Genomic DNA, 21,378 nt, shown 5'->3' on the forward strand with positions numbered 1-21,378 from the left:
TCTCGGTCATATCGAAACGCTATCGCGAGCCGCCGACACGGGCGGGCGCGTTCTCTCGCCCTATTCGCGCGCGTGAGATCGGCCATACGCACCTTCCCCTGGCCCGGGAGGATGCACATGAGCGATCTCAAGCGAGTTCTCGCCCGTGACATCCGACATACGCACTCTCCCGAGCCCGGGGAACGTGCATTTGCCCGACTCCAGAACGCCACTAATTGACGTGCCTGACTAGTCAGAGATACGATCTAGTCATGTTTCAGGGACAGTGGCCTAGCGAGTGGCTTCGCGGCGTCTTGGGGGTGTGCGTGCTGCGCGTGCTGCTCGACGGCCCGAGCTACGGCTACGCGATCATCCAGCGACTGGCGGATGCCGGGCTCGGCGAGGTCAAGGGCGGCACCCTCTACCCCCTCCTCGGCCGTCTCGAGGATGCGGGCCACGTCGAGGTCGAGTGGCGCCCCGGCGATGGTGGCCCCGGCCGCAAGTACTTCGCGCTCACCGAAACCGGGCGCGATCACGCGCTTCAGCAGGCATCCGAGTGGGCTGCCTTCACCACCGTCACACGCGCGCTCACCGATGCGGCGCTCGAGAAGAAGGGTTGACCATGAACACCACGAGCAACGACTACCTGCGGCTCGCACCGAGCGTCAACCCCGCCTGGGTCGAGGACTTCGTGTTGGAGCTGCGCCTCCTCGACGTGCCGGGCACCCGCATCGGAGACGCCCTCGCGCTCGTCGAGAGCCACGTCGCGGAGTCGGGCGAGACCGCTCAGGATGCCTTCGGCGACGCCCGGGAGTACGCGAAAGCGTCGGCGCGGGGCCAGGTTCCGGATGCCCTCGACTTCTCGTGGATCCTCGGCAGCGTCTTCGGCCTGGTCGGCATGCTGCTCACGATCTTCGGGGTGCAGGCGTGGGTCTTTGACGGCGGCGTGTTCGAGCTGAGCGTCGGCACGCTCGTGCTGGTCGCGATGGTGCTCGCGGCGGTCGCCCTCCTGCACTTCCGGTCGACGCAGGTGCTGCGCTTCGCCGTGCGGCACACGTGGTTCGCGGTCGCCATCTTCGCGCTGTGGTCAGGGGCGATACTCGGCGCGCTCCTGCTGTTCCCGGCGATTGTCGCTGAGATCCCGGCCGCGATCGTCGCCGCGCTTGGCGTCGCAGCACTCACCCTCGGCAGCGTGCTCGAGTGGCGCAGCAAGAGCGCCCAGCAACTCGACGACCCGATCGTCGGCCCGGGGGAACAGCCCAAGCCGAGCACCACCTGGTTCGCCCGGGTGATGGTCTTGCAGTTCCCGATTCTCACGGTCGTGATGCTCGCCTTCGGCCTGCTGCTCACCAACGCCATCGCTTGAGTTCGAGGGTGCGGATGTCGCGGCATCCGTCACCCTCGCGCGTCTGCGCCGCTTGGCCGCCGCGTCCGGGAGAATGGGCGGGTGCCCCTGCGACGCTGGGGCGCGCTGCCCGCGGTTCGGGGAACCGCCGACGACAAGGAGACACTCCTGTGACCGACGACTTCGACAAGCTCCTGGGCGGCCTCAACGAGCCGGAGCCCGAACGCGCTCCTGCCGCGGAGAAGAAGGCCCAGCCCCTCGCATCCGAACCTGCTGCTTCGCCGAAGCGCACCACGGTGCTGCCCTGGATCGTCGTGGGCGTCGTCGCGCTGTTGGCGATCGGCGCCGGCGTCACCTTCGCGGTCATGAACCTGGGCGACGCGGATGCCACGGCGCCGGCGACCTCGCAGGAGCCGAGCCCTGCGGAGTCCCCAGCAGAGGAACCGTCCGAGACACCCGAGCCCGCGCCATCCGCCCTGCCTGCCGCGTGCCGGGATATCTTCAGCCCCGCCTACTACGAGGAGCTGGCCGCGACAGGCGCGGTGCTGTCGGAGGGGAACACGGGGCCGCGGGAGCAGCCCTTCGGCGCGGAGGTGCCGGCGGTGGTCGAGTCGACGATCGCGGCGGCGCCGCACTTGGAGTGCACGTGGAGTTTCGCGGACAACTTCAATGTGGGCATTCAGACGGTCGTCGCGGAGGTGACCGATGAGCAGGCGATGCAGGTGACGGAGGCGCTCGTGGGTGCCGGCTTCACGGGCGTGAATGAGCTGGGCAGTGTGCGTTACATCAAGGAGGTTCCGGGCGAGGAGGGCTTCGGCCCGCACGGCTACTCGATCATCGCGCGCGACGGTCTGCTCGTTGCCACGCAGTGGGTGGACTGGCCTGCCGCTGGCTATACCGCCGACATCGTGAACACGGTGCTGGGGCCTGCCTGAGCTCGTGGACCGCCCCTGGGCGCGACCATCTAATCGCGCAACGGCGAGCCGACGACCGTGAACTGGCTGCCGCCCATCTCCCCCGACAAGAGCGGCATCGCTTCGGCGATGGCGGCGCGGACGCTGTCGAGCTGCAGTGACGCACGATGAGCTTCGGCGGACGTCCAGAGCTCAGCGACGAAGACGGTGTCGGGTTCATCGTCGTTGATGCCGACTTCGTAGAGCAGACATCCGGCCTCGCTGAGCTCGGGGCTGCGGCGGGTGAGGATGGCGACGACCTCGTCGCGCTTGCCGGGCTTGGTGCCGAGTGTTCCCACGTTCGCGAATGTCATGCCGTCACGGTAGCGGCTGCCACTGACGCTGGCGAGGGGCGGATGCCGCGGCATCCGCTGCTCTACTGGTCGACGATCTGCTTGCCGAGGGGCATGAGGGCGACGGGCACCATCTTGAAGTTGGCGATGCCGAAGGGGATGCCGATGAGGGTGATGCAGAGGGAGACGCCGCTGAGGATGTGGCCGATGGCGATCCAGACGCCGGCGAGCACCACCCAGATGATGTTGCCGAGCATCGCGCCCAGCCCGGTGCCGGGTTTGTCGATAACGGTCTTGCCGAACGGCCACAGCGAGTAGACGCCAATGCGCCAGGAGGCGATCCCCCAGGGGATGGTGACGATCAGCACGCACATGATGACGGCGGCGAGCGCGTAGCCGAGGAACAGCCAGAAGCCCGAGAGCACGAGCCAGATCACGTTGAGGATGGTCTTCATTGTGGGCTGATTCTGACAGGCTTCGCCCGGTCGGTGTCGGATGCCGCTGCTACCGTGTGCGCAGGTCGCCGAAGCCGCTGCACCACGGGATCAACTATGTCGAGCTGACCGTCACCGATCTGGAGGCCGCGAAGGCCTTCTACTCGGCGGCGTTCGGGTGGACGTTCAATGACTACGGCCCCGAGTATGCCGGGATCGTGGCGGTCGACGGCGAGGGCGAGGCGGGCGGGCTTGCACTCGCGCCTGAGCCGCGCCCGGCTGGCGGACCGCTCGTGATCCTGTATTCCGAGGATCTGGATGCCACGGAGCAGGCGATCACCGCCGCCGGAGGTCGCGTCGTGGAGGGTCCGTACGAGTTCCCGGGTGGGCGGCGGCTGCACTTCGCCGACCCGAGCGGGAATGAGCTGGCGGTGTGGGCGGAGCGCTGAGCGAATCGCCCAGGCCTGCCTAGGGATGCTTGCGAGCGGCGGCCGCCATTATTGGGATTTCGCGTCGGATTGCCTTGAAGGAGTTGGGGAGCGCCGTCGGCGAAAGCCCGGAGATCGCCTGAACAATCGCCTCTACACTCTTGATACCTTTGCCCGAGTAGCGCTGCTTGAGCAGATGGTTCTCTGTCTGCTCATGCGGCGAGACCCTTAGATGCGCATAGAGGCGACTTCGGGGTATCTGAGCTGCCACAAGGTCAATCTCGAGTGCATACCGGAAACAAAAGACGCCTACCGAGCGCAGCATCTTCATCGCCTCGGTGTGGTTGCCGTGCAGGTACTTAACTGCCTTCGTCTGATCTGCCGGCTTGGGGAACAATGTCGGCAGCAGCGTCCCCGCCTTCAGCTCCGGCCGGTACTGAGGATATCCGGCCGCGTCGAGACTCGGAGCCCGATCAGTTTTGATGTAGGGGAGGAAATAGTCCTTGTCGACGATGTAGGCCGAAGCGACGTCAAGTTCTTTCATGAGGTGGTACATGTGCCCGATAGAGGTAACGCCATCGAGGGTGACAATGTTGATGCCGAGGGCGGTCGCATCGACTCCCGCGTCGTCCAAGAGCGTCGAAACAACCGCTGCGTCTGCTGGACCTTCCACCACCACCACAAAGTCCGCGAAAAGGAACTCCGAGTTCTGCCTCCGATGAAAGCGGTAATAGGAATCTCGGTCGATGCCACACCGGGTGAAGAAATCTTGCCGCACCTGGGAGAGTCGTGATTCCAGGCCACGAGCCTTCCCCTCAGCGCGACGGCACAGGACTACTTGTTCATGCTCCAGCGTGTCAACGATGGTCGGCGAGTGAGTAGTAAACACCACTTGGAGCCCCATACCAATGATGTTCTTCATGAGTTGACGCTGGGCTTGCGGGTGCAGGTTCTGCTCCGGCTCTTCCATTCCAAGGATGAAAACTTTGCCCTCTATCTCAGCCAAGTACGCGTAAAGCGCGAAGATGGCCATGCTCTGCGTCCCCGACCCCGAGTCTTCGAGCCGAATGGACTGCCCACCTTCCTTGACCGTAATCGCTAGGCTCGGGAGCAGGAGGCGGTAATCCGGGTCGGATGCGAAGTCGAGTTCGAAGCTGAACGGGCCGTCGACAGGAGCAACTTTACGAAGCTGCTTTTGGAATCCGGTCAGCGCATTTTTCTTCAACGACGCCCCGATCTCGACCAGTCTCGGGCTCACTCGGTCGCGTTGACGATTCGCGGCGATCCACTCCCCGGCTGCTCTCCCGAGGAGACCATGTTCCGCACCATGCGCAACTTCATGGTCTCGCCGAGTCGGCACCAACGCGAACGAGATCTGTTTTCGAAGCGCCTCCCGGAAGCCGTCCGGTGCCTTGTGCCACTGACCGCCCGCAAAGACGTCCCAGGACGGCTTCTGCCGTGTGAACTTGAATCGCGCACGGAGCGTGTTCGCCCCTACTTGCATGAACGGCAGGGCAGCATCAGGCGAAAGTCCATCAATCAGGATCTCTATTCTGGAACCTGTATTCCTCTGGTACGCGTGTCGACCTGCCTCAAAATCGGCGCGCTCGTCCTCGAAGTTGAAGAAGGCGTTGAGCGCGCGGAGCACCGAGGACTTGCCTGAGCCGTTCTGGCCCACGAGCGCTGTCGCCTCTTGAAGATCAACTTCCGCGTGCCCGATCGCGCGGAATTTCTCGATCTTGAGCTTTGTGAGCAGAATCCCATGGGAAACGGTCATGACGTCAACACACTTTCAAGCCGCCTCCGCATCATAGGTTCCATTTCCCAGGTACTGCCTTGTCGTAGTCTTCGATGCCAATCGCCTTGAAGTGCGCCTTCGCTGACCTAATCTTGGCAACCTCGGACGGTCGGAGCTTCGAGTCGTCGAGGGTGCTCTTCGTCTCGCGAATCATGTAGACGCGGTCTTCGCCGTCCTCATGTTTGACTATCGCCCAGTCGGGGTTGTAGGGGCCCACCGGGGTGTGAATCTTGAACTTTGCCGGCAGCTTCATGAACATCTTGATGTCCTCGCGCGTATCGAGCTTCTCGGCGAACTGACGCTCAACGTCTGAGTCGTAGACCACGTAATCGAAGTCAGTCTTCTGCTTGTTTTGCACTTGGTACATCTGGTCCAGGAAGCGTTCCTTCTCCTCCAGACCGTCAGCCTGCAGATCACGCAGCTCGTACACCGAGCCAGCGATCTTCTCGTACTGGATTCCCTCGACGACGATCCTGGCGAGCTCTGTTTTCAGGGCACGCTTGACCATCGCGATGAAGTCGTTCGGGTTGTTGATGAACTCATCAAGACGTCCCGAACCAATCAGGATGTCGACGATCGTCTTACGGGTGAGGGAAGTCGCATCTTGTAGCTCGGTGATGATGTCCGGCAGGTCATAGCTGCCCTTAAGCTCAGCTGACCTGGTGCCAAGCTCTTCGCCTTTCGCACCGCCTCGCAGCACCTTCATCCCGGCTCGGGTGACCTGGATGCGAAGTGCGTCGATCTTCGGCGACTCGTGGATTGCCTTCAGCGAGTTGTCGATGATCGCGTCTCGTTTGACGCTCACCCGATAGGTCGTCTTGCGGCTAATCGCGTGCCAGAACTCTTCGAACTCCGGACTTGCGTAGAGCTGCTTGTTGAGGGCACGCGGGTGGCGATTGCTCTTGGGCTTGACGTACCGTTCGATGCTCGTCCGGCCGACGAGGTCGATGATCTGCTCTTCGTACTCATTGAGATACACCGGCAGGTCGAGCGAGAACTCGAAAGTGTTCGGCAGGAACTTCGACGTCACCTGACCATCGGCCAGGAACCCGTTCAGTGTGAGGAGGTCGAAGACTTCCTTCGACCTGGTGAAGCCAAACAGCTCATCGGTGACGGAGCCATCTTGAGCATGGCGAGGAATCTTGGCGAACTCGCTCACACGCACTCGGCCAATCTCCACACCTGCCGCCTTGTACTCGTTCTGCAGGCTCTTGGCGAACGCGAGGTAGGACTCGTTGGCGATCACTGTCAGGGTCGCGATGCTGCGGTCGGCTACACGGGTGAAGCCGTCGACGGTCTTGGTGACAGGCAGTCGGAGTCCACGACCAATGGTCTGTCGCCGCTCAACCTCGGCACCCATTTCGCGGAGGGTGCAGATCTGGAAGACGTTCGGGTTATCCCAGCCTTCACGAAGTGCGGAGTGGCTGAAGATGAAACGCACTGGCTCGGCCTCGTCGAGCAGTCGTTCCTTGGCTTGCATAATCAGTTCATATGCATCGTCGTCGGCCTTGGTGACGCCGGTGCTGTCGTGGAAGCTGGTGGTCTTGCCACGCTTGATCTGCGAGAAGTAGGCCCGTCGGAGTTCGCTCGGTGCCTGCGGCAGCAGTTCCTGGTAACGGGCAGACTTGGCACGCTCCTCGATGAACACCTCATCGAACCACTTCACGAAGTCGCCGTTGGCATCGTCGTTGCTTGCACCGTCGCCGAGGAAGCTAGCCACCTTGTCGACGAAGAACAGGCTGAGCACCTTGATGCCCTTGTCCCGCAGCATCGATTCCTTACGCAGATGCTCGCGAACGGTCTCGCGAATCATCTCCTTGTAGATCGCACCGCTGGATCCACCGATGCTCTCGCCCTCGTGAAGGAAGCCGTGCGTCGTTAGGTCGACGTACGCAGGTTCGATGCTCATCTCGTTGACACGCCAACCCTGGTAGATCGGGTTGTTGGTCAGACGCTCGTCGGACAGTTCCTGATGGGGCTTCACGCTGACTTCGCGACGCTCCAGTGACCCGTCGGCTTTCCGGCACGACAACTCCAAACGGGCAGTCCACGTCGGCTCTCGCTTGACCTTCACCAGCTTGATGTACGGAGTGGCATCCGCACCTTGCTGCTGAACTTCGGCCACCACGATCTGCTTTACCAGGCCAAGGTCGTGTGCATCCACCGGGTCGAGCCGGTAGACGACGTTCCGCTGCTTCTTGTGCGTCGCACTGTAACGAAGGGTGAAGGCAGGATCCAGTTCGCCGATGGCCGACTGCGAGAGCTGCGACTCCATGTTCTGCGGCTCATCCATAATGACCACTGGGCGGGTGGCCCTCAGATAGTCGATAGGGCGTAAGCCGTTCAGCTGGTTCCGATCCCGATGAAGCACGCGAGTGCTCTTGTCTCCACGAATTGAGTCAATCGTCATAATCATGATCTGCACGCTTGTTGACGTCGCAAATGGTCGCACTTCGTCAGGGTTCTTGCCGCTATACACAGACGTATCAAACGGATAGCTCGGGTAGAGGTTGTTGAAGTGCTGCCGCATCAGTCGAATGCTGGTACTGACGCCCTCGCGAATGGCGACGCTCGGCACGAGGATCACAAACTTGGTGAAGTTGTACTTCTGTGCCAACTCGAAAACGGTGCGGAGGTAGACGTAGGTCTTACCGGTCCCAGTCTCCATCTCGACGTCGAAGTCGAGGGCGTTGCCGTATAGCTCGCCCGAAACCTCCAAGCCGTTTCGATCCTGCACACGCTGCAAATTCGCCAGTACCGTGTACTCATCGAGCACCATGTTGTTGCCGATGGCTCCCACTTCTTGGGTGAGATCGATATCGAGCACAGCCTGATCGGTGTCGGCCAAGGCAGCCTGTCCGCGAAGGGTCATTACCAACTTGTCGGCGTCTTTCGGCTGCCCATCGAAGAGGTCGACAACTGAGTCCATGGCCGCAATCTGGAACGGCTGACTCGGGTCGAACTGAAATCCTGAGCTGTTCATCACGCCGTCCACAGTTCAATGTTTTTTGACTTCGCCAACTGAACCAGGTTGGTCTTCAGCTCATCGTCGCCCTGGAACGCATCCTCAAGAAGGATCATCCGCGAAGGGTCGGCATCCACGATCGCACGCAGCTGCTCGAGCGTTGGCTTGACGTGCTCATCCATGTAGGCGAGAACGGCGACATCACCGCCTGGCTGGAGCACGGAACGTAGGTCGAGGCCAGCGATCTCGGTCGGAGAGATGTTCTCGGTCAGTGAGTAGCCCTGCTTGAGCAAGATCTCGGCGAGCAGATCATCCGGCGAGGCATCGTCAGTGCTGCTGCTTTCGCGGAGATCAAGCATGTGCTGTTCGAGGTCGCTTAGATCCACATCGCTCGACTGCTTCCACTTTGAGAAATTGGTATCGACGAGGGAGAAGGATCGGAATCCAATATCCCACTGGCCACCTAAATCGAGCGGAGTGTTCTGCCCCGCGATCTGCTGTGCCGCCAAGCGAATTCGCTCCCGCGACACGTCGGAGATGGTCAGATAGCCTTCCTGGCGTGCGACCGAGTCCTCGGGTGTTGGCTCAGGAAGCTGCACCATCATGAACTTCCTCCGCCCGCCATCCTCTGCGTTCAATCCCAGTACCGCATGGGCCGTGCTTGATGACCCGGCGAAGAAGTCCAATACGAGTGCGTCCTTGTCGGCACTAGTCGCTGATCGAATGAGGTATTTTAGGAGGGTCGTCGGTTTGGGGTGGTTAAAGACCGGCTTCCCAAACAACCCTTTGATCTCAGCGTTCCCAGCGAGGACATCGCCGACTGTGTCCTTCGGCACCAGAGTCGTTGGAGCCAGATCAGATGTCGCCAGCTTCCTCGAGTAGGGAACGAACCCAGCTCCTTTGATGACGATCTTGGTGCCGTTGGCCACCTGGTCTTCGAGGTATGGCTGCGACCAAATGACTCGTCCTGTCAGCGAAAACGCGGCCTGAGCGATACCATCCTCAATCGTCACATCGTCTTCCAGGTGATACCCCGAACCGCGATCTCCGTGCTCGTAAACCCCGTCAGCAATCTGGAACTCTACCCATTCAGGCTCAAGACGAAGCGTGGACTCCTTCATCGAGCTCTTCGTAAGCGACGGAAGCCCCTCAGTCGCTTTCTGTGCACCGATGAGTCCGGAAATCATTGTCTTGTTGCGCGCGTAGCAGAGGACGTGCTGTGCGTTCTCCCGTTGAAGGCGTGAACTGTTGTCCGGGCGGAAGTTCGACTCCCAGACATAGTTTTCAATGAAGTTGGATTCACCGAACACGGGACTGCTGAAGGTCTTGGTGACTCTTCGGGTTAGGCCGCGAGTGCGGCCGGTGTGGTCATGATGGTCTCGAATTCGATCGGCGTCAAACGGCCCAACGCTCGCTGTTTCCTGCGGCGGTGATAGGTCGCCTCGATCCAGGACACGATCGCCAGGCGGAGCTGCTGGCGAGTTGCCCATCGGTGCTGGTTCAGGAGGTTCTTCTGGAGTAGTGCGAAGAAGGACTCCATCGCGGCGTTGTCTCCGGCGGCACCGACCCGTCCCATCGATCCGGCGAGCCCGGCGGCGCTGAGTTCGTGAACGAAGCGCCGGGAACGAAACTGACTGCCGCGGTCCGAGTGAACGATCGTGCCGACCGGGCGGCGGCGTTGGATCGCCATCCGCAGCGCGTTCACCGCCAGTTGCGAGGTCATGGTGTCATCGATCGAGTAACCCACGATCCGGTTCGAGAACACGTCCTTGATCGCGCACAAATACACCTTTCCCTCGGCGGTCCAGTGCTCGGTGATGTCGGTCAACCACAGCTGGTTCGGTCCGGCCGCGGCGAAGCGGCGACGAACCAAGTCGTCATGGACCGGCGGGCCGGCCTTGCGGTTCTTGCCGCCCTTCTTCTTGGCGAACACGCTCCAGATTCGCTGCTGAGAGCACACCCGCCACACCCGCCGCTCCGAGACTTCAAAGCCGAGGTCGGCCAGCTCGTCGGCGATGAACCGATACCCAAACACCGGATCCTCCCGATGCACATCGATCGCCGCGTTGATCAGCTGGGCCTCATCCCAATCCCGATCCGCCACAGGCCTGCGCAACCATCGATAGAACGGTTGCTTGGCGATCTTCAACACCCGGCACGTCACCGCGACCGGCACCCTGATCGGGGCGCCGGTCGCGGCCAGCTCGCGGACGAGCGGGTAGATCATTTTGGGCTGCGCAGAACCCCTTGCGACAAATACGCCGCCGCCCGACGCAGCACCTCGTTCTCCTGCTCCAGCAAACGGATGCGCTTCTTCGCCTCTCGCAGCTCGGCATGTTCGGTCGAGCTCACCCCGGGCTTGACGCCGTCGTCGACCTCGGCGATCTTGACCCACCGCTGGACACAGGACTCGGAGATCCCGAAGTCCTTCGCGATCTGCGCAAACGACGCCTCACGGCGTCTTGCGATCGCGACGACATCATCGCGGAACTCCTTCGGAAACGCTCTCGGCATGGCAAACATCCTTCCAGAGGCGAGCATCTCGCCCCAGATCAGGAGTCACCTAAACCTTCAGCAGTCCCGCCTTCCGATCCTGCTGGTTGCGGTAGATCAGTTCTTCTTGCTGGTCGTAGTAGCGGGAGTTACGACCCTGGACTTCCTTCTCCATCTCGGTTCGGCGAGCATCCAGATGCGGCACGAACCTCGCCTCGTCTACGGCGACGGGTGTGTCGCTCACGCTGACGCAAGCGAGATCAAGGATGTCGGCCACGTACTCGTGATCAAGCCAGTCCCCCTCATCGGTAATGGCCCCGGCCAGCATGTACGACTCGGACACGTCGTCGTGCTTGGCCTTCATGCTGAAGGTCGTCATTCCCACCGTCAGCTCGCCACTTCGCCCCACGAGTGCCTTAACCGCGGCGCTAGCCCGAGCTGAGGCACCGAGGCTGAACACCAGCTCGCGGCTCGACGTTTCCCGTCCCTTTGCTTCCTGAAGCAGGTACCGGGCAAGCGGGCTGGCATAGCGGTATTGGTGTGCGTTATCGAGCGGCTGCGACTTGAAGTAGTAGCGACCAGTCGGGGCATCATCGACAGGTGAGTCATGCAGCACGAAGTGACGTCCATCGCCCTCAAACGTGGCAAGACCGCCCAGCTCGTGCCTGGTGACGGCAAGGAGTAGTCGCTCGAACTTGTTGAGCACCTCACCAGATTCGGTGTCATAGGCCTTCAGCCGGTCTTGTACATGCGGGTCGAGGTTGTCGAAGACCTTCGCCTTGGCACGCGCCATCTCGCTGGAGATCTCACCGGAGTACTCGGTCTCTAGTCGCTTGAACGCTTCATTGAGTTCATCAGCTGTCCGGCAGCTAGTGAGAATGTTGCTGATGGACTTCTCGAAGTCGAGCCCGTCTTCGATCGCGCCGAGCACCTCGTCACTGGCACCGAAGACGCTCTCGAACAGGTGGAACTTGTTCGCGAGAAGCTCAAGAATCCGCTGCTCGGCGATGTTGCCCTTGTTCGAAAAGTTCACAACCACCACATTGTGCTTCTGCCCGAACCGGTGTGCCCGGCCGATGCGTTGCTCGACTCGCTGTGGGTTCCACGGAAGGTCGTAGTTGACCACCATGGAACAGAACTGCAGGTTGATACCTTCCGCTGCCGCCTCAGTGGCGATCATGATCGTGCCCTCGGTGCGGAAGTAGTCCACCAACGCCTTACGCCGGTCGGCAGCAGGGATGCCGGTGATCAGGTCGCCGTCTTTGTTGGCCTTCAGCCAGTCCTGATAGATGGCAGCTGTTTCAGGCGAGTTATTCGAACCGTTGAACAGCACCAGCCCGTCACCACTCCCGATGTCACGCAAGTGACGGGCGATGTACTCCTGGGTCTTAGTGCTATCGGTGAAGATGATCGCTTTCTGTGGCGCGCCAATCTCTTGGAGCCGGGCGAAGCCCTGGTCAAGCGCCTCACCGAGTTTGGCGGCCTTCCGGTTGACCGTGATTGAACGTGCGAGGCTTGCGAAGCCACGCAGCTCAGCGACCTCGGCTTCGATTCGTTGTCGCAGGGTGGGATCGGCCACCACATCAGCACCCGGCCCGAACTCTTCTTGTTGGATCTCCTCGGCTTCTTCGACCTCGTCGCTCGTCAGATCGTCATCGAGGAACAGCCCGCCACGGGCGTCGCGTCGCTGGCCGGTCTCAAGTTCACCGGCGAGCCGGTTGGCGATGTTCTCCAGGGTGCTCGCCACCGCGTAGGTCGACGAGCCGAGTCGCTTACGGATGATCAAGGCAGAGAGATGACGCTGCGAGCCGGCGAAGGCCAGCAACTCATCACGCTGCAAGTAGTCGTTGACCCGGTCGTACAGCCGCACTTCGTCCGCGGACGGCTCAAACTCGACCGTCAACGGCAGACGCTTTGTGAAGTGAATGTACTTGTCCGCATCCCGACGCAAGGTACGTTTCGAGATAGTCGCCACGCGGTCCGCCAGATCATCGCCCGAGTGATCGCGGTTCTTTATATACCGCTCGCGGAAAGCATCGAGCGAATAGAAGTAGTCCGGGCTGAACACCGAGACGAGGCCATACAACTCTTCCAGTCGGTTCTGCAGCGGTGTCGCCGTCAGCAGGATCGTCTTCGAGGCACCCGCCACCAGATGTGCGACTGCGTCCGAGACTTTGGCCTTGCCGTTCCAGTAGTTACGCAGCCGGTGAGCTTCGTCCGCAACAACCAAGTCCCAAACCTTCAGCAGCGACTGTTCATGACGCAGCACGAACTCGTATGAGCAGATGAGCACCTTGGGCGAGCGCTGTCTAGCTGGCGAAAGAAGTGAATCCTTGGACCTGGCGTCCAGTAGATCGGAAGGAATCAGAAACTTCTCGTGCAACTCCTGCTGCCACTGTTGCCGCAGGCTAGAAGGCGCGATGATCAGAATGTCACGCTTGCGTTCTGCCCAGTACTGGGAGATGACAATGCCCGCCTCGATGGTCTTCCCGAGACCGACCTCGTCCGCGAGGATCACACCCGGCAGGAACGGGGTCTGCAGCGCAAACAACGCTGCGTCAATCTGATGGGGCTTCGGCTCCACCTGCGCATCAAACAGCAGGCCGGCCAACTTGCCTACGTGGTCGTTCGCGTAGCTGCGCTGCAGCTCGTGAGCGTAGTACTTCGCCTGGTAGTCCGTAAGATCAGGCGCCGCCGAGCTGACGGATGACGCGTCCTTCTCCCCCACCGGACTCCCTCCACAGCCGCTTGGACTGCGATTCCTGCTCATCTTGCTTCAGGCTATCGACCACGGGAGACATCCGCTGCCCCCGATAAGGGGTGCAGTTGCGCGGACCGGTGCACCAGCGAACCTGCAACAATGTCCCTCACACGTCGATCGGGGGATCACATGGCGGCCGGGGGTTCTGCAGCACAGCAGGCGCAGCGCCTGAGCGCGCTCAGCGCGAGTTTCGCGCGCGAGGCGGCGAGCGCGAAAGCTGAAGCGGGCCGCTACGCCGCCGCCGCGATCGCCGAACGCAAGCTCGCCCACCGGCTAGCTCCGCTCCTCGCTCACGGCTACCACCTGCTCGCCGACCGCAAGTGGCCTGGCTCCAAGTCGGCCCAGCTCGACCTCATCGTCGTCGGGCCGTCCGGCGTGTGGATCGTCGACTCCAAGCACTGGAACGACTTCACCATCGCCGGCGGCAGCATGTTCCGTGGAGATGCGGATGTCACGGATGACGCCCTCCGCCTCGCCGACGTCGCCAACGACGCCGAGTCCGCCTTCGCAGAGGTCGGTCTCGCGCCCGGCGAAGTCCGAGCCGTGCTCGCCATGCACGGCCACAGCAAACGCATCGGCGAAGTCGGGCCCGTGGAGGTGGTCGGGGCCGACGACATCCACCGCTACTTCGCCAGCCGGGGCAACCGGCTCAGCATCGGCGAGGTCGAACGCGTGCTCACGGTGGCCATGCAGCATTTCCCCGCCTACATCGGACCCCAAATCACCAGCATCCCGACCCTCATCGCCGAACCCGCCGTGCAGGAACTCATCGACGAGATCCCCGACGAGCTCTTCGCCGAACAGCAGCTGCTCAGCGAAGAAGAGGTCGCCGAGACGCTCACGATCGCCAAGCTCGCGGAAGACATCGAAGGGTGGATGACGTTCCTCCACCCCAGCCAGGCGAAACTCGTTCGCCGCACGTTCAACGGCCCCGCGCGAATCCGCGGCTCCGCCGGAACCAGCAAGACCGTCGTCGGCCTCCACCGCGCGGCCTACCTCGCCCGCATGCGTCCCGAGGGCAAAGTGCTGTTCACGACCTTCGTCAGCACCCTCCCCGCCGTCATGTCGAACCTACTCGCCCGCCTCGACCCAGCGGTCGCCGACCGAGTCGAATTCGTCAACGTGCACCGCTGGGCCATTGACCTGCTCAAGGAGCGCGGCATCCGCCACAAGCTCGACGGACGCGGCGCGACTGCCCAATGGAAGAGCGCCTGGGCCTCGCTCGCCTCGCCCCATAAGGACCGCCTCGCCGCGCGTGCCGGCACCCGCGACGACGACTACTGGCGGGAAGAGGTCGAATCGGTCATCAAGGGCCGGGGACTCACGACGTTTGAGGCCTACGCCGAATGTGCACGCCCCGGCCGCAGCATCCGCCTCAACATGGACGACCGCCGCGCCGTCTGGGCCCTCCACCTCGACTACCAAGCGCGGCTCCGCGCCGCCGGAATCCACGACTTCAACGACGTCATCCTCCTCGCCGAACAGTCCCTGCAACGGCACCCCCTCGAGGGCTACAGCGCCGTCATCGTAGACGAAGCGCAAGACCTTTCCCTCGCCATGATCCGGATGCTCCATCATCTAGTCGGCGACCAGCAAGACGCCTTCACGCTCATCGGCGACGGCCAACAGTCCATTTACCCGGGCGGCTACGTGCTCAGCGAGGCGGGCATCTCGCTCGCCGGACGCGGCGTCGTCCTCAGCGTGAACTACCGCAACACGGTCGAGATCCTCGACTTCGCCAACAAGACCATCGCCGCGACCGGCTACGTCGACATCGACGACAGTGCGCAGACACCGGATGCTGCGGCCGACGCGGGTTTCGAGGCGCTCGAGTCGCTGCGCCGCCACGGGCATCCGCCGGTCTTTGACCACTTCGCCAGCGCGGCCGAGCACGACGCGGCCATCGTGCGGCGGGTGCGGCAGGCGGCATCCAACGACGACACGTCGCTGGGCGATATCGCGGTGCTGTGCGACACCAACTACCAGGTGAAGAAGGCGCTTGCGCTACTGAAGACGGCCAGCGTCGCCGCCATCAACCTCGAAGACTACGAAGGCACGCCAGTCGACCGCTTCAAGGTCGGCACCATCAAGCGGGCGAAGGGCCTCGAGTTCAAGGCGGTGCTGCTGCCGTGGACTCCCCCGCTGCCCACCGAACCCGACCCGAACGACGAGCGGATGCTGCGCGCCTACCGCGAACGCTACGTCGCCGCCACGCGGGCTCGCGACCGGCTGTGGATGGGGAGCTGTTGAGCTAGGTGGTAGCGGTTAGCATCGGGCCGGTTCCTAGACCCCCAACAAAAGCAAAACCCCGGCCGTGTGATCGGCCCTCCGAGGAGGACTACAGGGACGGATCCGGGGTGTTCATAGATCAGCTTACGAGAGCGGAGCTTGAGGGTCAACGAACGCTGGGCCTTCTATGAGAAGCACTTCTCGCCGGAAAGACTTCGGCACTACGCCTCAGAATGCAGCGGCGACGTAGAGCGAGCCGCTGCCCTCTACGACTGGAACGCCGACATGTCGGCGGCGCTGTTGGAATCGCTGGGTCACCTAGAAGTTGCCTTGCGAACGCAATTGACGGCCGTATGACGCTGGTCCACGCGAAGAAGGCGCGGCGCGGTCATTGGATATTTGACGACGCTCGAGAACTCGGCCGAGACGGACGAGGCTCGAACAAGCATCTGTACCCATACGCCGACATCGCGACAGCAATCAGCCGTGTACGCAAGACATGCTCGGCAAGAGGCGCGGCCCCTCGGGGGAGGACCGCACAGCGCACCGGCTTGAGACTGATCATCTCGGAGGGGCCGAGCCAAAAGGCGAATCCTCCACAGTATGCGCACTGCGGAGCTTTCCCCGGCAAGACTGCTCGACGGGTGCGGCTAGCCGCAGCTTCCCTTTAGCTGAGCGCCATGACTCGAATAGGCCTCCTCGCTTCCATCACCGTCGCCGCTGTGTTGTCTCTCAGCGCTTGTGTCCCAGTGCTTCCGGCGACGCCGCGGGCGGTGGAGTCTGCCCAGGAGGACACTCCTCCCGTCGATTTCAAGGCGATGGTCGAGCTCGCTGATGAACTTCTCCTCGACTACTGGGCAGCCGTCGAGGAGGTATACGAATCGGAGGGTGCCGATTCCGATGCCCTGTCACGGGTCGCAGTACCGGAGACGGTCCTCGAAGAGCGAGCGGTAGCGCGGTCACATGCCGAAAAGGGAATCACTGTGGTCCCGAGGTACAGCGCCCACGCCACCCAGTTCGAGCAACTCTTCGCCCACGACGGCAAGCTCTACCTCGTCGTCACAACATGCATCGACTCGAGCAACGTGCGCATCGTCGACGACTCCGGCAACGAACGGTTCTTGGACGCACCTATCCAGGTGAACGAAGTCACAATCGAAGCCGGTGACATGGCCTTCGGGGAGCTGCGCGTCGCCCGCTGGGGCATCCTCAAGGGCGCGGAATGCTGAGATCACAGATAGTGACCCACCTGAGACCGCAGTGGTACACTTGCGCCATGCCGACCGCCCGCCCCCGCTACCAAGTCACCGAGACCGACGCCGTCGCGCGCGCACTCGACGCTGCCGCCCAGCTATGGCCAGGCGAGCCGCGGTCCCGACTCATTGTCCGCACCATCCTCGCCGGGGGCGACGCGCTCGCCGCCGATGCCAACGAGGCAGCCCGCAAGGAGGCGATCGCACGCGTCCAGGGTGCATACACGGACGCGTACGGCCGCGACTACCTGCGCGACCTCAAGTCCGACTGGCCAGCGTGATCGCCCTTGACGCGAGTGTCGTGATCGCCCTCCTCGACGCCGGCGACCCGCACCACGACCGCGCAGCCGACCTGTTTCGCGAGCACGCGGCGACGGGATTCATCCTTCACCCCCTGACGCTCGCCGAAATCCTCGTCGGCCCCGTACGCGCCGGCCGAGCGCACCGCCTGCTCAGCGACCTGCGAGCAATGGGCATCATCAACCACGAGAGCCCCGCAGGCGAACCCCTTCTGCTCGCCGAACTCCGCGCCACGACAGGCCTCAAAATGCCGGACTGTTGCGTCATCGCCACAGCAGCGCACGCATCCGCCCCACTCGCCAGCTTCGACGAACAACTGACACGCGTCGCCGCCGACCTCGGGCACACCGTCGTGCGCTAGCCTCCTTACTCGGCCACACCCTCCAACTCAGCAAACTTCGCCGCCATCGTCGGGTTCCCCCGCGTCAGCTTCTTGATACTCAAATCCTCGGCCTTGTCGTTCGCCAGCCGCAGGTTGTTCGCCGACTTGTGCAGCGCATCCTTCACCTTCTGCAGGTCTTTGATGGCCTCATCGATACGGTGCACGGCCTCGTCGAAACCGTCCGACGCGAGCCGCCAATTGCGCCCGAAGTGCTGCTTGAACTCAGAGATCCGCGCCTCGAAGTTGGTGATGTCCACGTTCTGTGCCCGCACCAGCTCCAGCTCGGTCTTGTACTCAAGCGCACTCATCGCGGCGTTGCGCAGCAGCGTGATCATCTGGATGAAGAACTGCGGGCGGATGACGAACATCTTCGGGTAGCGGTGCGAGACATCCACGATCCCCGTGTTGTAGAGCTCGCTCTCCGGCTCCAGCAGCGAGACCAGGATCGCGTACTCGCAGCCCTTCTCGCTGCGGTCCTTGTCGAGTTCCTTGAAGAAGTCCTCGTTCTTCTTCTTCGAGGCCGTCGCATCCGCCTCATTCTTCATCTCGAACATGATTGACACGATCTCGGTGCCCGCAGCATCCGTGTCGCGGAAGATGAAGTCACCCTTGCTGCCGCTGCGCGCGTCGTTGTCCTTCTCGAAGTACGCGCGCGGGAACGCCGTCGCCCGCAGCCTGTTGAACTCGTACTCGCAGTGCTGCTCCAGCGTCTCGCCAACCATCTTGGTCGAGAGCTTCGCCTTCATGTCGCGCAGCCGCTCGATCGCCTCATCGCGATCCTTCAGCTGCACCTCAAAGCGCTCCTTGAGCGACGTCACCTCAAGCTGCTTCTCCAGCTGCACCTTCTCGAGCCCGTTGCGAAGCTCATCGCGCTCCTTCTCAACACCATTGAGCGCCTCGGTGAGTTCCAGCTTTTTCGCGACCTCGACAGACGACAGCCGCGACCTCAGCTCCTGAATCTGGGCATCCTTCTCCGACGCTGTCTTCTGCAGCTCGGCCGCGAGCCGCTCCGCAGCGAGGTCCTCAGCGGCCCTCTTGTCCCTGCGTGCCTGCTCCAACTCATTCGCGAGGGCGTCGCGCTGCTTCTCGACGAGCGCCAGCGCCTCCGTCACCGCCATCTTCTGGGAGACCTCGGATGCCTCGAGCTTCGCCTTCAGCTCCTGCACCTCCGCCGCACTCGCCGCCGCCGCATCCCTCAGCGCACCCGAGGCCTTCGCCTCAGCGAGTTCGAGCGCCGCCTTCTTCTCCTGCTCGGCGAGCGCCAGCCGCTCGTGCAGCTGCTGGTCGAACTCCTTGTCGCGCACCTGCTTCACGATGTCGGCGTAGCTCGACTCGTCGATCGTGAACACCGTGCCGCAGCCCGGGCACTTGATCTCTTGCGTGCTCATCTCTAGATCCCCCTCGGGTCACTCCCCCACAGGCTAAGCGCCAGCGCCGTCATCCACCGAACGCGGCGCCGCTGCTCCGGCAACTCCCTGCCGCTTCTAGTGTTTTCGACGCGGCGGGATGACAATGAGGGAGTGATCGAGGTGACCGAACCACAGGTGTGGGTGCTGATCGGCGTGTTCGCTGCAGCGTTTTTTGCCCTGATCGGAATCGTCACGACGAACTTCCACAGGACGATGGAAGCGCGCTTCGAGGCCCTGTCGGCGCGCATCGACGGCAAGCTAGACGTGATGAACCTCAAGCTCGAGAACATGGACCGCGACATCCAGGCCCTCTCGCGCCACGTCTTCGGCAGCGACCCGCGCTAGCCCGCGGCTGCAACACCGGCGGCCGCAAGACTGCGCGACTGCAACACTTAGGCAGTGATCCCCGACTGGCAAGCCCTCTTCACCCGCGCCGAACCCCTCGACCTCTCCCCCTGGGTCATGCTGGCCATCGTCGCCGTGGCGGCCCTCGTCAGCATCCCGCGCGCAAGCTGGAAGATCTTCGGCCTCTTCACCACCCTCGTGCACGAGCTCGGGCATGCGGTCGCGGCGATGCTCACGGGTCGCATCATCAAGGGCATCCGCATCCGCCGCAATCACGCCGGCGAGGCGCTCAGCTACGGCTCGGGTCGCGCGGTCGTCAGCGGGCTTATGGGCTACCCGGCCCCGGCGATCGTCGGCGCGGGCCAGCTGTGGGCCGTGTTCAGCGGCTACCCCTCGATCGCCCTGTTCGCGGGCGGCGTCGTGCTGCTGCTCACGCTGATCGTCATCCGCAACCTGTTCGGCGTGCTCGTCGTGCTCGGCTCGGCCGCCGTCAGCGCCGCCCTCTGGTTCTTCGCCCCACCGCAGGTGCAGGAGTACGCGCTGCTGGTCATCGGCATCGCCCTCCTCGTGGGCTCAGTGCGCGGGCTCGGGGCCGTCATCGCGGTGCACACGCGCAACCGCAGGCAGCTCGCGACATCCGATGCCTACATCCTCTACATGCACACCGGGGTGCCGTCGCCCGTGTGGCTGCTGCTCTTTGCGATCATGATCGCCGTATGCTGGGCGCTCGCGATCTGGGCCTACGTCGGCTCCCTCGGCTGAGGCGGCAGCGCTGAGCCGGCCCGCGCCCCGCACCCGCCCGTGCATCCGCCGTGACATCCGCGCGGCAGGAATACCTCACCCCGCCGCTCGTTGTGGCTGGGGGCGGCCGCCGCTCGGGGCCGCTTCGCTTTTTGAAAGGACACCCTCCTCCGTGGATCTGTTTTCCCCCCTCACCGCCGGCAACCTCGAGCTTGCGAACCGGGTGGTGATGGCTCCCCTCACGCGCCTGCGTTCCGGCGCGGACGGCGTGCCGGGTGACCTGATCGCCGAGCACTACGCGCAGCGCGCCGGCCACGGCCTCATCATCACGGAGGGCGTGTACCCGAGCCAGGAAGGTCGCGCGTTCTGGGGTCAGCCCGGAATCGTCACCGATGAGCAGGCCGCCGGCTGGCGCAAGGTCGCCGACGCGGTGCACGCCGAGGGCGGCCGCATCGTCATGCAGGTCATGAATGGTGGCAGGGTGTCGCATCCGGACATCACCGGCACCGAGCGCATCGTGGCGCCCAGCGCGATCGCCATCAACGGCGTCGTGCGCACGCCGAACGGCAAGCAGGCCTTCCCCGTGCCGCACGCCCTCACGACCGAGGAGCTGGCCGACGTGCGCGACGAGTTCGTCGCGGCCGCCCAGCGCGCGATCGACGCCGGGCTCGACGGCGTCGAGGTGCACGGAGCCAACGGCTACCTGCTCCATGAGTTCCTCTCCCCCGCATCGAACCAGCGCACGGACGCCTACGGCGGCTCGCCGGATGCCCGCGCCGGGTTCGTCATCGAGGTCACGACGGCGATCGCCGAGGCTGTGGGGGCCGGGCGCGTGGGCATCCGCATCTCGCCTGAGCACAACATTCAGGATGCTCTGGAGACGGATGCTGCGGACCTCCGCGCCACCTACGGCGCCCTCGTCGACGGGCTCGCCCCTCTTGGCCTCGCCTACCTCAGCGTGCTCCACGCCGACCCGGCGGGAGACCTCGTGCAAGACCTGCGGCAGCGCTTTGGCGGTGTCTTCATCGCTAACAGCGGATTCGGCATCCTCACCACGAAGGCGGCGGCGATCGACTTCGTCGCCGACGGTCACGCGGATGCCGTCGCCGTCGGCCGGCTCGCGATCGCCAACCCCGACCTCGTCGCGCGGTGGCAGGGCGGCCACCCCGAGAACGAGCCCAACCCGGCCACGTTCTACGCCGACGGCGCCGAGGGCTACACCGACTACCCGCGGCTCGCGAGTTAGAGCGCGCCTCCCTCCCCGCGGCTG

At 63.3% G+C, this 21,378-nt stretch carries 18 protein-coding genes and 1 pseudogene; 11 read left to right on the forward strand and 8 right to left on the reverse strand.

What is annotated here, in order from left to right; genetic code table 11:
• Window positions 1-251: 251 nt before the first annotated feature.
• The 3 genes from FVA74_RS10940 to FVA74_RS10950 all read left to right on the forward strand — a co-directional run bounded on the left by FVA74_RS10940 (window position 252) and on the right by FVA74_RS10950 (window position 2,259).
• The gene (locus tag FVA74_RS10940) at window positions 252-599 is read left to right on the forward strand and encodes a PadR family transcriptional regulator (RefSeq protein WP_147722397.1); all 348 of its coding nucleotides are present in this window, start codon (window positions 252-254) and stop codon (window positions 597-599) included.
• Between the two features lie 2 nt (window positions 600-601).
• On the forward strand, window positions 602-1,345 hold the full coding sequence (locus FVA74_RS10945; protein ID WP_147722399.1) for a hypothetical protein: 744 nt from the start codon (window positions 602-604) through the stop codon (window positions 1,343-1,345).
• Window positions 1,346-1,494: 149 nt separating this feature from the next.
• Window positions 1,495-2,259: a hypothetical protein gene (locus FVA74_RS10950; protein WP_147722400.1), complete on the forward strand. Its 765-nt coding sequence runs from the start codon at window positions 1,495-1,497 to the stop codon at window positions 2,257-2,259.
• Window positions 2,260-2,288: 29 nt separating this feature from the next.
• On the opposite strand, the gene FVA74_RS10955 is transcribed toward FVA74_RS10950, so the two are convergent.
• Entirely contained in the window at window positions 2,289-2,591 is a 303-nt protein-coding gene (locus FVA74_RS10955; RefSeq protein ID WP_147722402.1) for a putative quinol monooxygenase, read from the reverse strand.
• Window positions 2,592-2,653: 62 nt separating this feature from the next.
• Window positions 2,654-3,025, reverse strand: a complete 372-nt coding sequence (locus FVA74_RS10960) for a YccF domain-containing protein (protein WP_147722404.1) — start codon at window positions 3,023-3,025, stop codon at window positions 2,654-2,656.
• On the opposite strand from FVA74_RS10960, the gene FVA74_RS10965 reads away from it, so the two are divergent.
• A complete protein-coding gene (locus tag FVA74_RS10965; RefSeq protein ID WP_240792221.1) occupies window positions 3,025-3,453 on the forward strand; it encodes a VOC family protein in 429 nt (142 codons plus the stop codon). The two genes, FVA74_RS10960 and FVA74_RS10965, sit on opposite strands and share 1 nt — an antisense overlap.
• Before the next feature lie 19 nt (window positions 3,454-3,472).
• On the opposite strand, the gene FVA74_RS10970 is transcribed toward FVA74_RS10965, so the two are convergent.
• The 5 genes and pseudogenes from FVA74_RS10970 to FVA74_RS10990 form a co-directional block, all read right to left on the reverse strand.
• Complete coding sequence (locus tag FVA74_RS10970; RefSeq protein WP_147722406.1) at window positions 3,473-5,209, reverse strand: ATP-dependent endonuclease; 1,737 nt, start codon at window positions 5,207-5,209, stop codon at window positions 3,473-3,475.
• Window positions 5,210-5,240: 31 nt separating this feature from the next.
• Window positions 5,241-8,213, reverse strand: a complete 2,973-nt coding sequence (locus FVA74_RS10975) for a DEAD/DEAH box helicase family protein (RefSeq protein WP_147723197.1) — start codon at window positions 8,211-8,213, stop codon at window positions 5,241-5,243.
• Entirely contained in the window at window positions 8,213-9,505 is a 1,293-nt protein-coding gene (locus FVA74_RS10980) for a DNA methyltransferase (RefSeq protein ID WP_240792223.1), read from the reverse strand. The genes FVA74_RS10975 and FVA74_RS10980 overlap by 1 nt, the downstream gene beginning before the upstream one ends.
• 32 nt (window positions 9,506-9,537) lie before the next feature.
• A pseudogene (locus tag FVA74_RS10985) lies at window positions 9,538-10,709 on the reverse strand (IS3 family transposase).
• 49 nt (window positions 10,710-10,758) lie between these two features.
• Window positions 10,759-13,416 (reverse strand): SNF2-related protein, encoded by a 2,658-nt coding sequence (locus tag FVA74_RS10990; RefSeq protein ID WP_240792224.1) that lies wholly within the window; start codon window positions 13,414-13,416, stop codon window positions 10,759-10,761.
• A gap of 132 nt (window positions 13,417-13,548) precedes the next feature.
• Between FVA74_RS10990 and FVA74_RS10995 the strand changes: the two genes are divergently transcribed.
• The 4 genes from FVA74_RS10995 (at window position 13,549) to FVA74_RS11005 (ending at window position 17,592) form a co-directional block, all read left to right on the forward strand.
• Complete coding sequence (locus tag FVA74_RS10995; RefSeq protein WP_206022631.1) at window positions 13,549-15,699, forward strand: nuclease-related domain-containing DEAD/DEAH box helicase; 2,151 nt, start codon at window positions 13,549-13,551, stop codon at window positions 15,697-15,699.
• 797 nt (window positions 15,700-16,496) lie between these two features.
• Window positions 16,497-16,907, forward strand: a complete 411-nt coding sequence (locus FVA74_RS11000; protein ID WP_147722410.1) for a hypothetical protein — start codon at window positions 16,497-16,499, stop codon at window positions 16,905-16,907.
• A gap of 47 nt (window positions 16,908-16,954) precedes the next feature.
• Window positions 16,955-17,212 carry a hypothetical protein gene (locus tag FVA74_RS13625; protein ID WP_168220114.1) on the forward strand — a complete coding sequence of 86 codons (258 nt, stop codon included), beginning with the start codon at window positions 16,955-16,957 and terminating at the stop codon, window positions 17,210-17,212.
• On the forward strand, window positions 17,209-17,592 hold the full coding sequence (locus tag FVA74_RS11005; RefSeq protein WP_168220115.1) for a type II toxin-antitoxin system VapC family toxin: 384 nt from the start codon (window positions 17,209-17,211) through the stop codon (window positions 17,590-17,592). The genes FVA74_RS13625 and FVA74_RS11005 overlap by 4 nt, the downstream gene beginning before the upstream one ends.
• A 5-nt stretch (window positions 17,593-17,597) precedes the next feature.
• On the opposite strand, the gene FVA74_RS11010 is transcribed toward FVA74_RS11005, so the two are convergent.
• Window positions 17,598-19,001, reverse strand: coding sequence for a DUF2130 domain-containing protein (locus FVA74_RS11010; RefSeq protein WP_147722414.1), 1,404 nt, complete (start codon window positions 18,999-19,001; stop codon window positions 17,598-17,600).
• 132 nt (window positions 19,002-19,133) lie between these two features.
• On the opposite strand from FVA74_RS11010, the gene FVA74_RS11015 reads away from it, so the two are divergent.
• The 3 genes from FVA74_RS11015 to FVA74_RS11025 all read left to right on the forward strand — a co-directional run bounded on the left by FVA74_RS11015 (window position 19,134) and on the right by FVA74_RS11025 (window position 21,354).
• Window positions 19,134-19,367: a hypothetical protein gene (locus tag FVA74_RS11015; RefSeq protein WP_240792225.1), complete on the forward strand. Its 234-nt coding sequence runs from the start codon at window positions 19,134-19,136 to the stop codon at window positions 19,365-19,367.
• Window positions 19,368-19,421: 54 nt separating this feature from the next.
• Complete coding sequence (locus FVA74_RS11020; RefSeq protein WP_240792226.1) at window positions 19,422-20,129, forward strand: M50 family metallopeptidase; 708 nt, start codon at window positions 19,422-19,424, stop codon at window positions 20,127-20,129.
• A gap of 151 nt (window positions 20,130-20,280) precedes the next feature.
• Window positions 20,281-21,354: an alkene reductase gene (locus FVA74_RS11025; RefSeq protein ID WP_147722416.1), complete on the forward strand. Its 1,074-nt coding sequence runs from the start codon at window positions 20,281-20,283 to the stop codon at window positions 21,352-21,354.
• Window positions 21,355-21,378: the final 24 nt, after the last annotated feature.

The organism is Salinibacterium sp. dk2585 (assembly GCF_008001035.1).
In the GTDB taxonomy this organism is placed as follows: Bacteria; Actinomycetota; Actinomycetes; order Actinomycetales; family Microbacteriaceae; genus Homoserinimonas.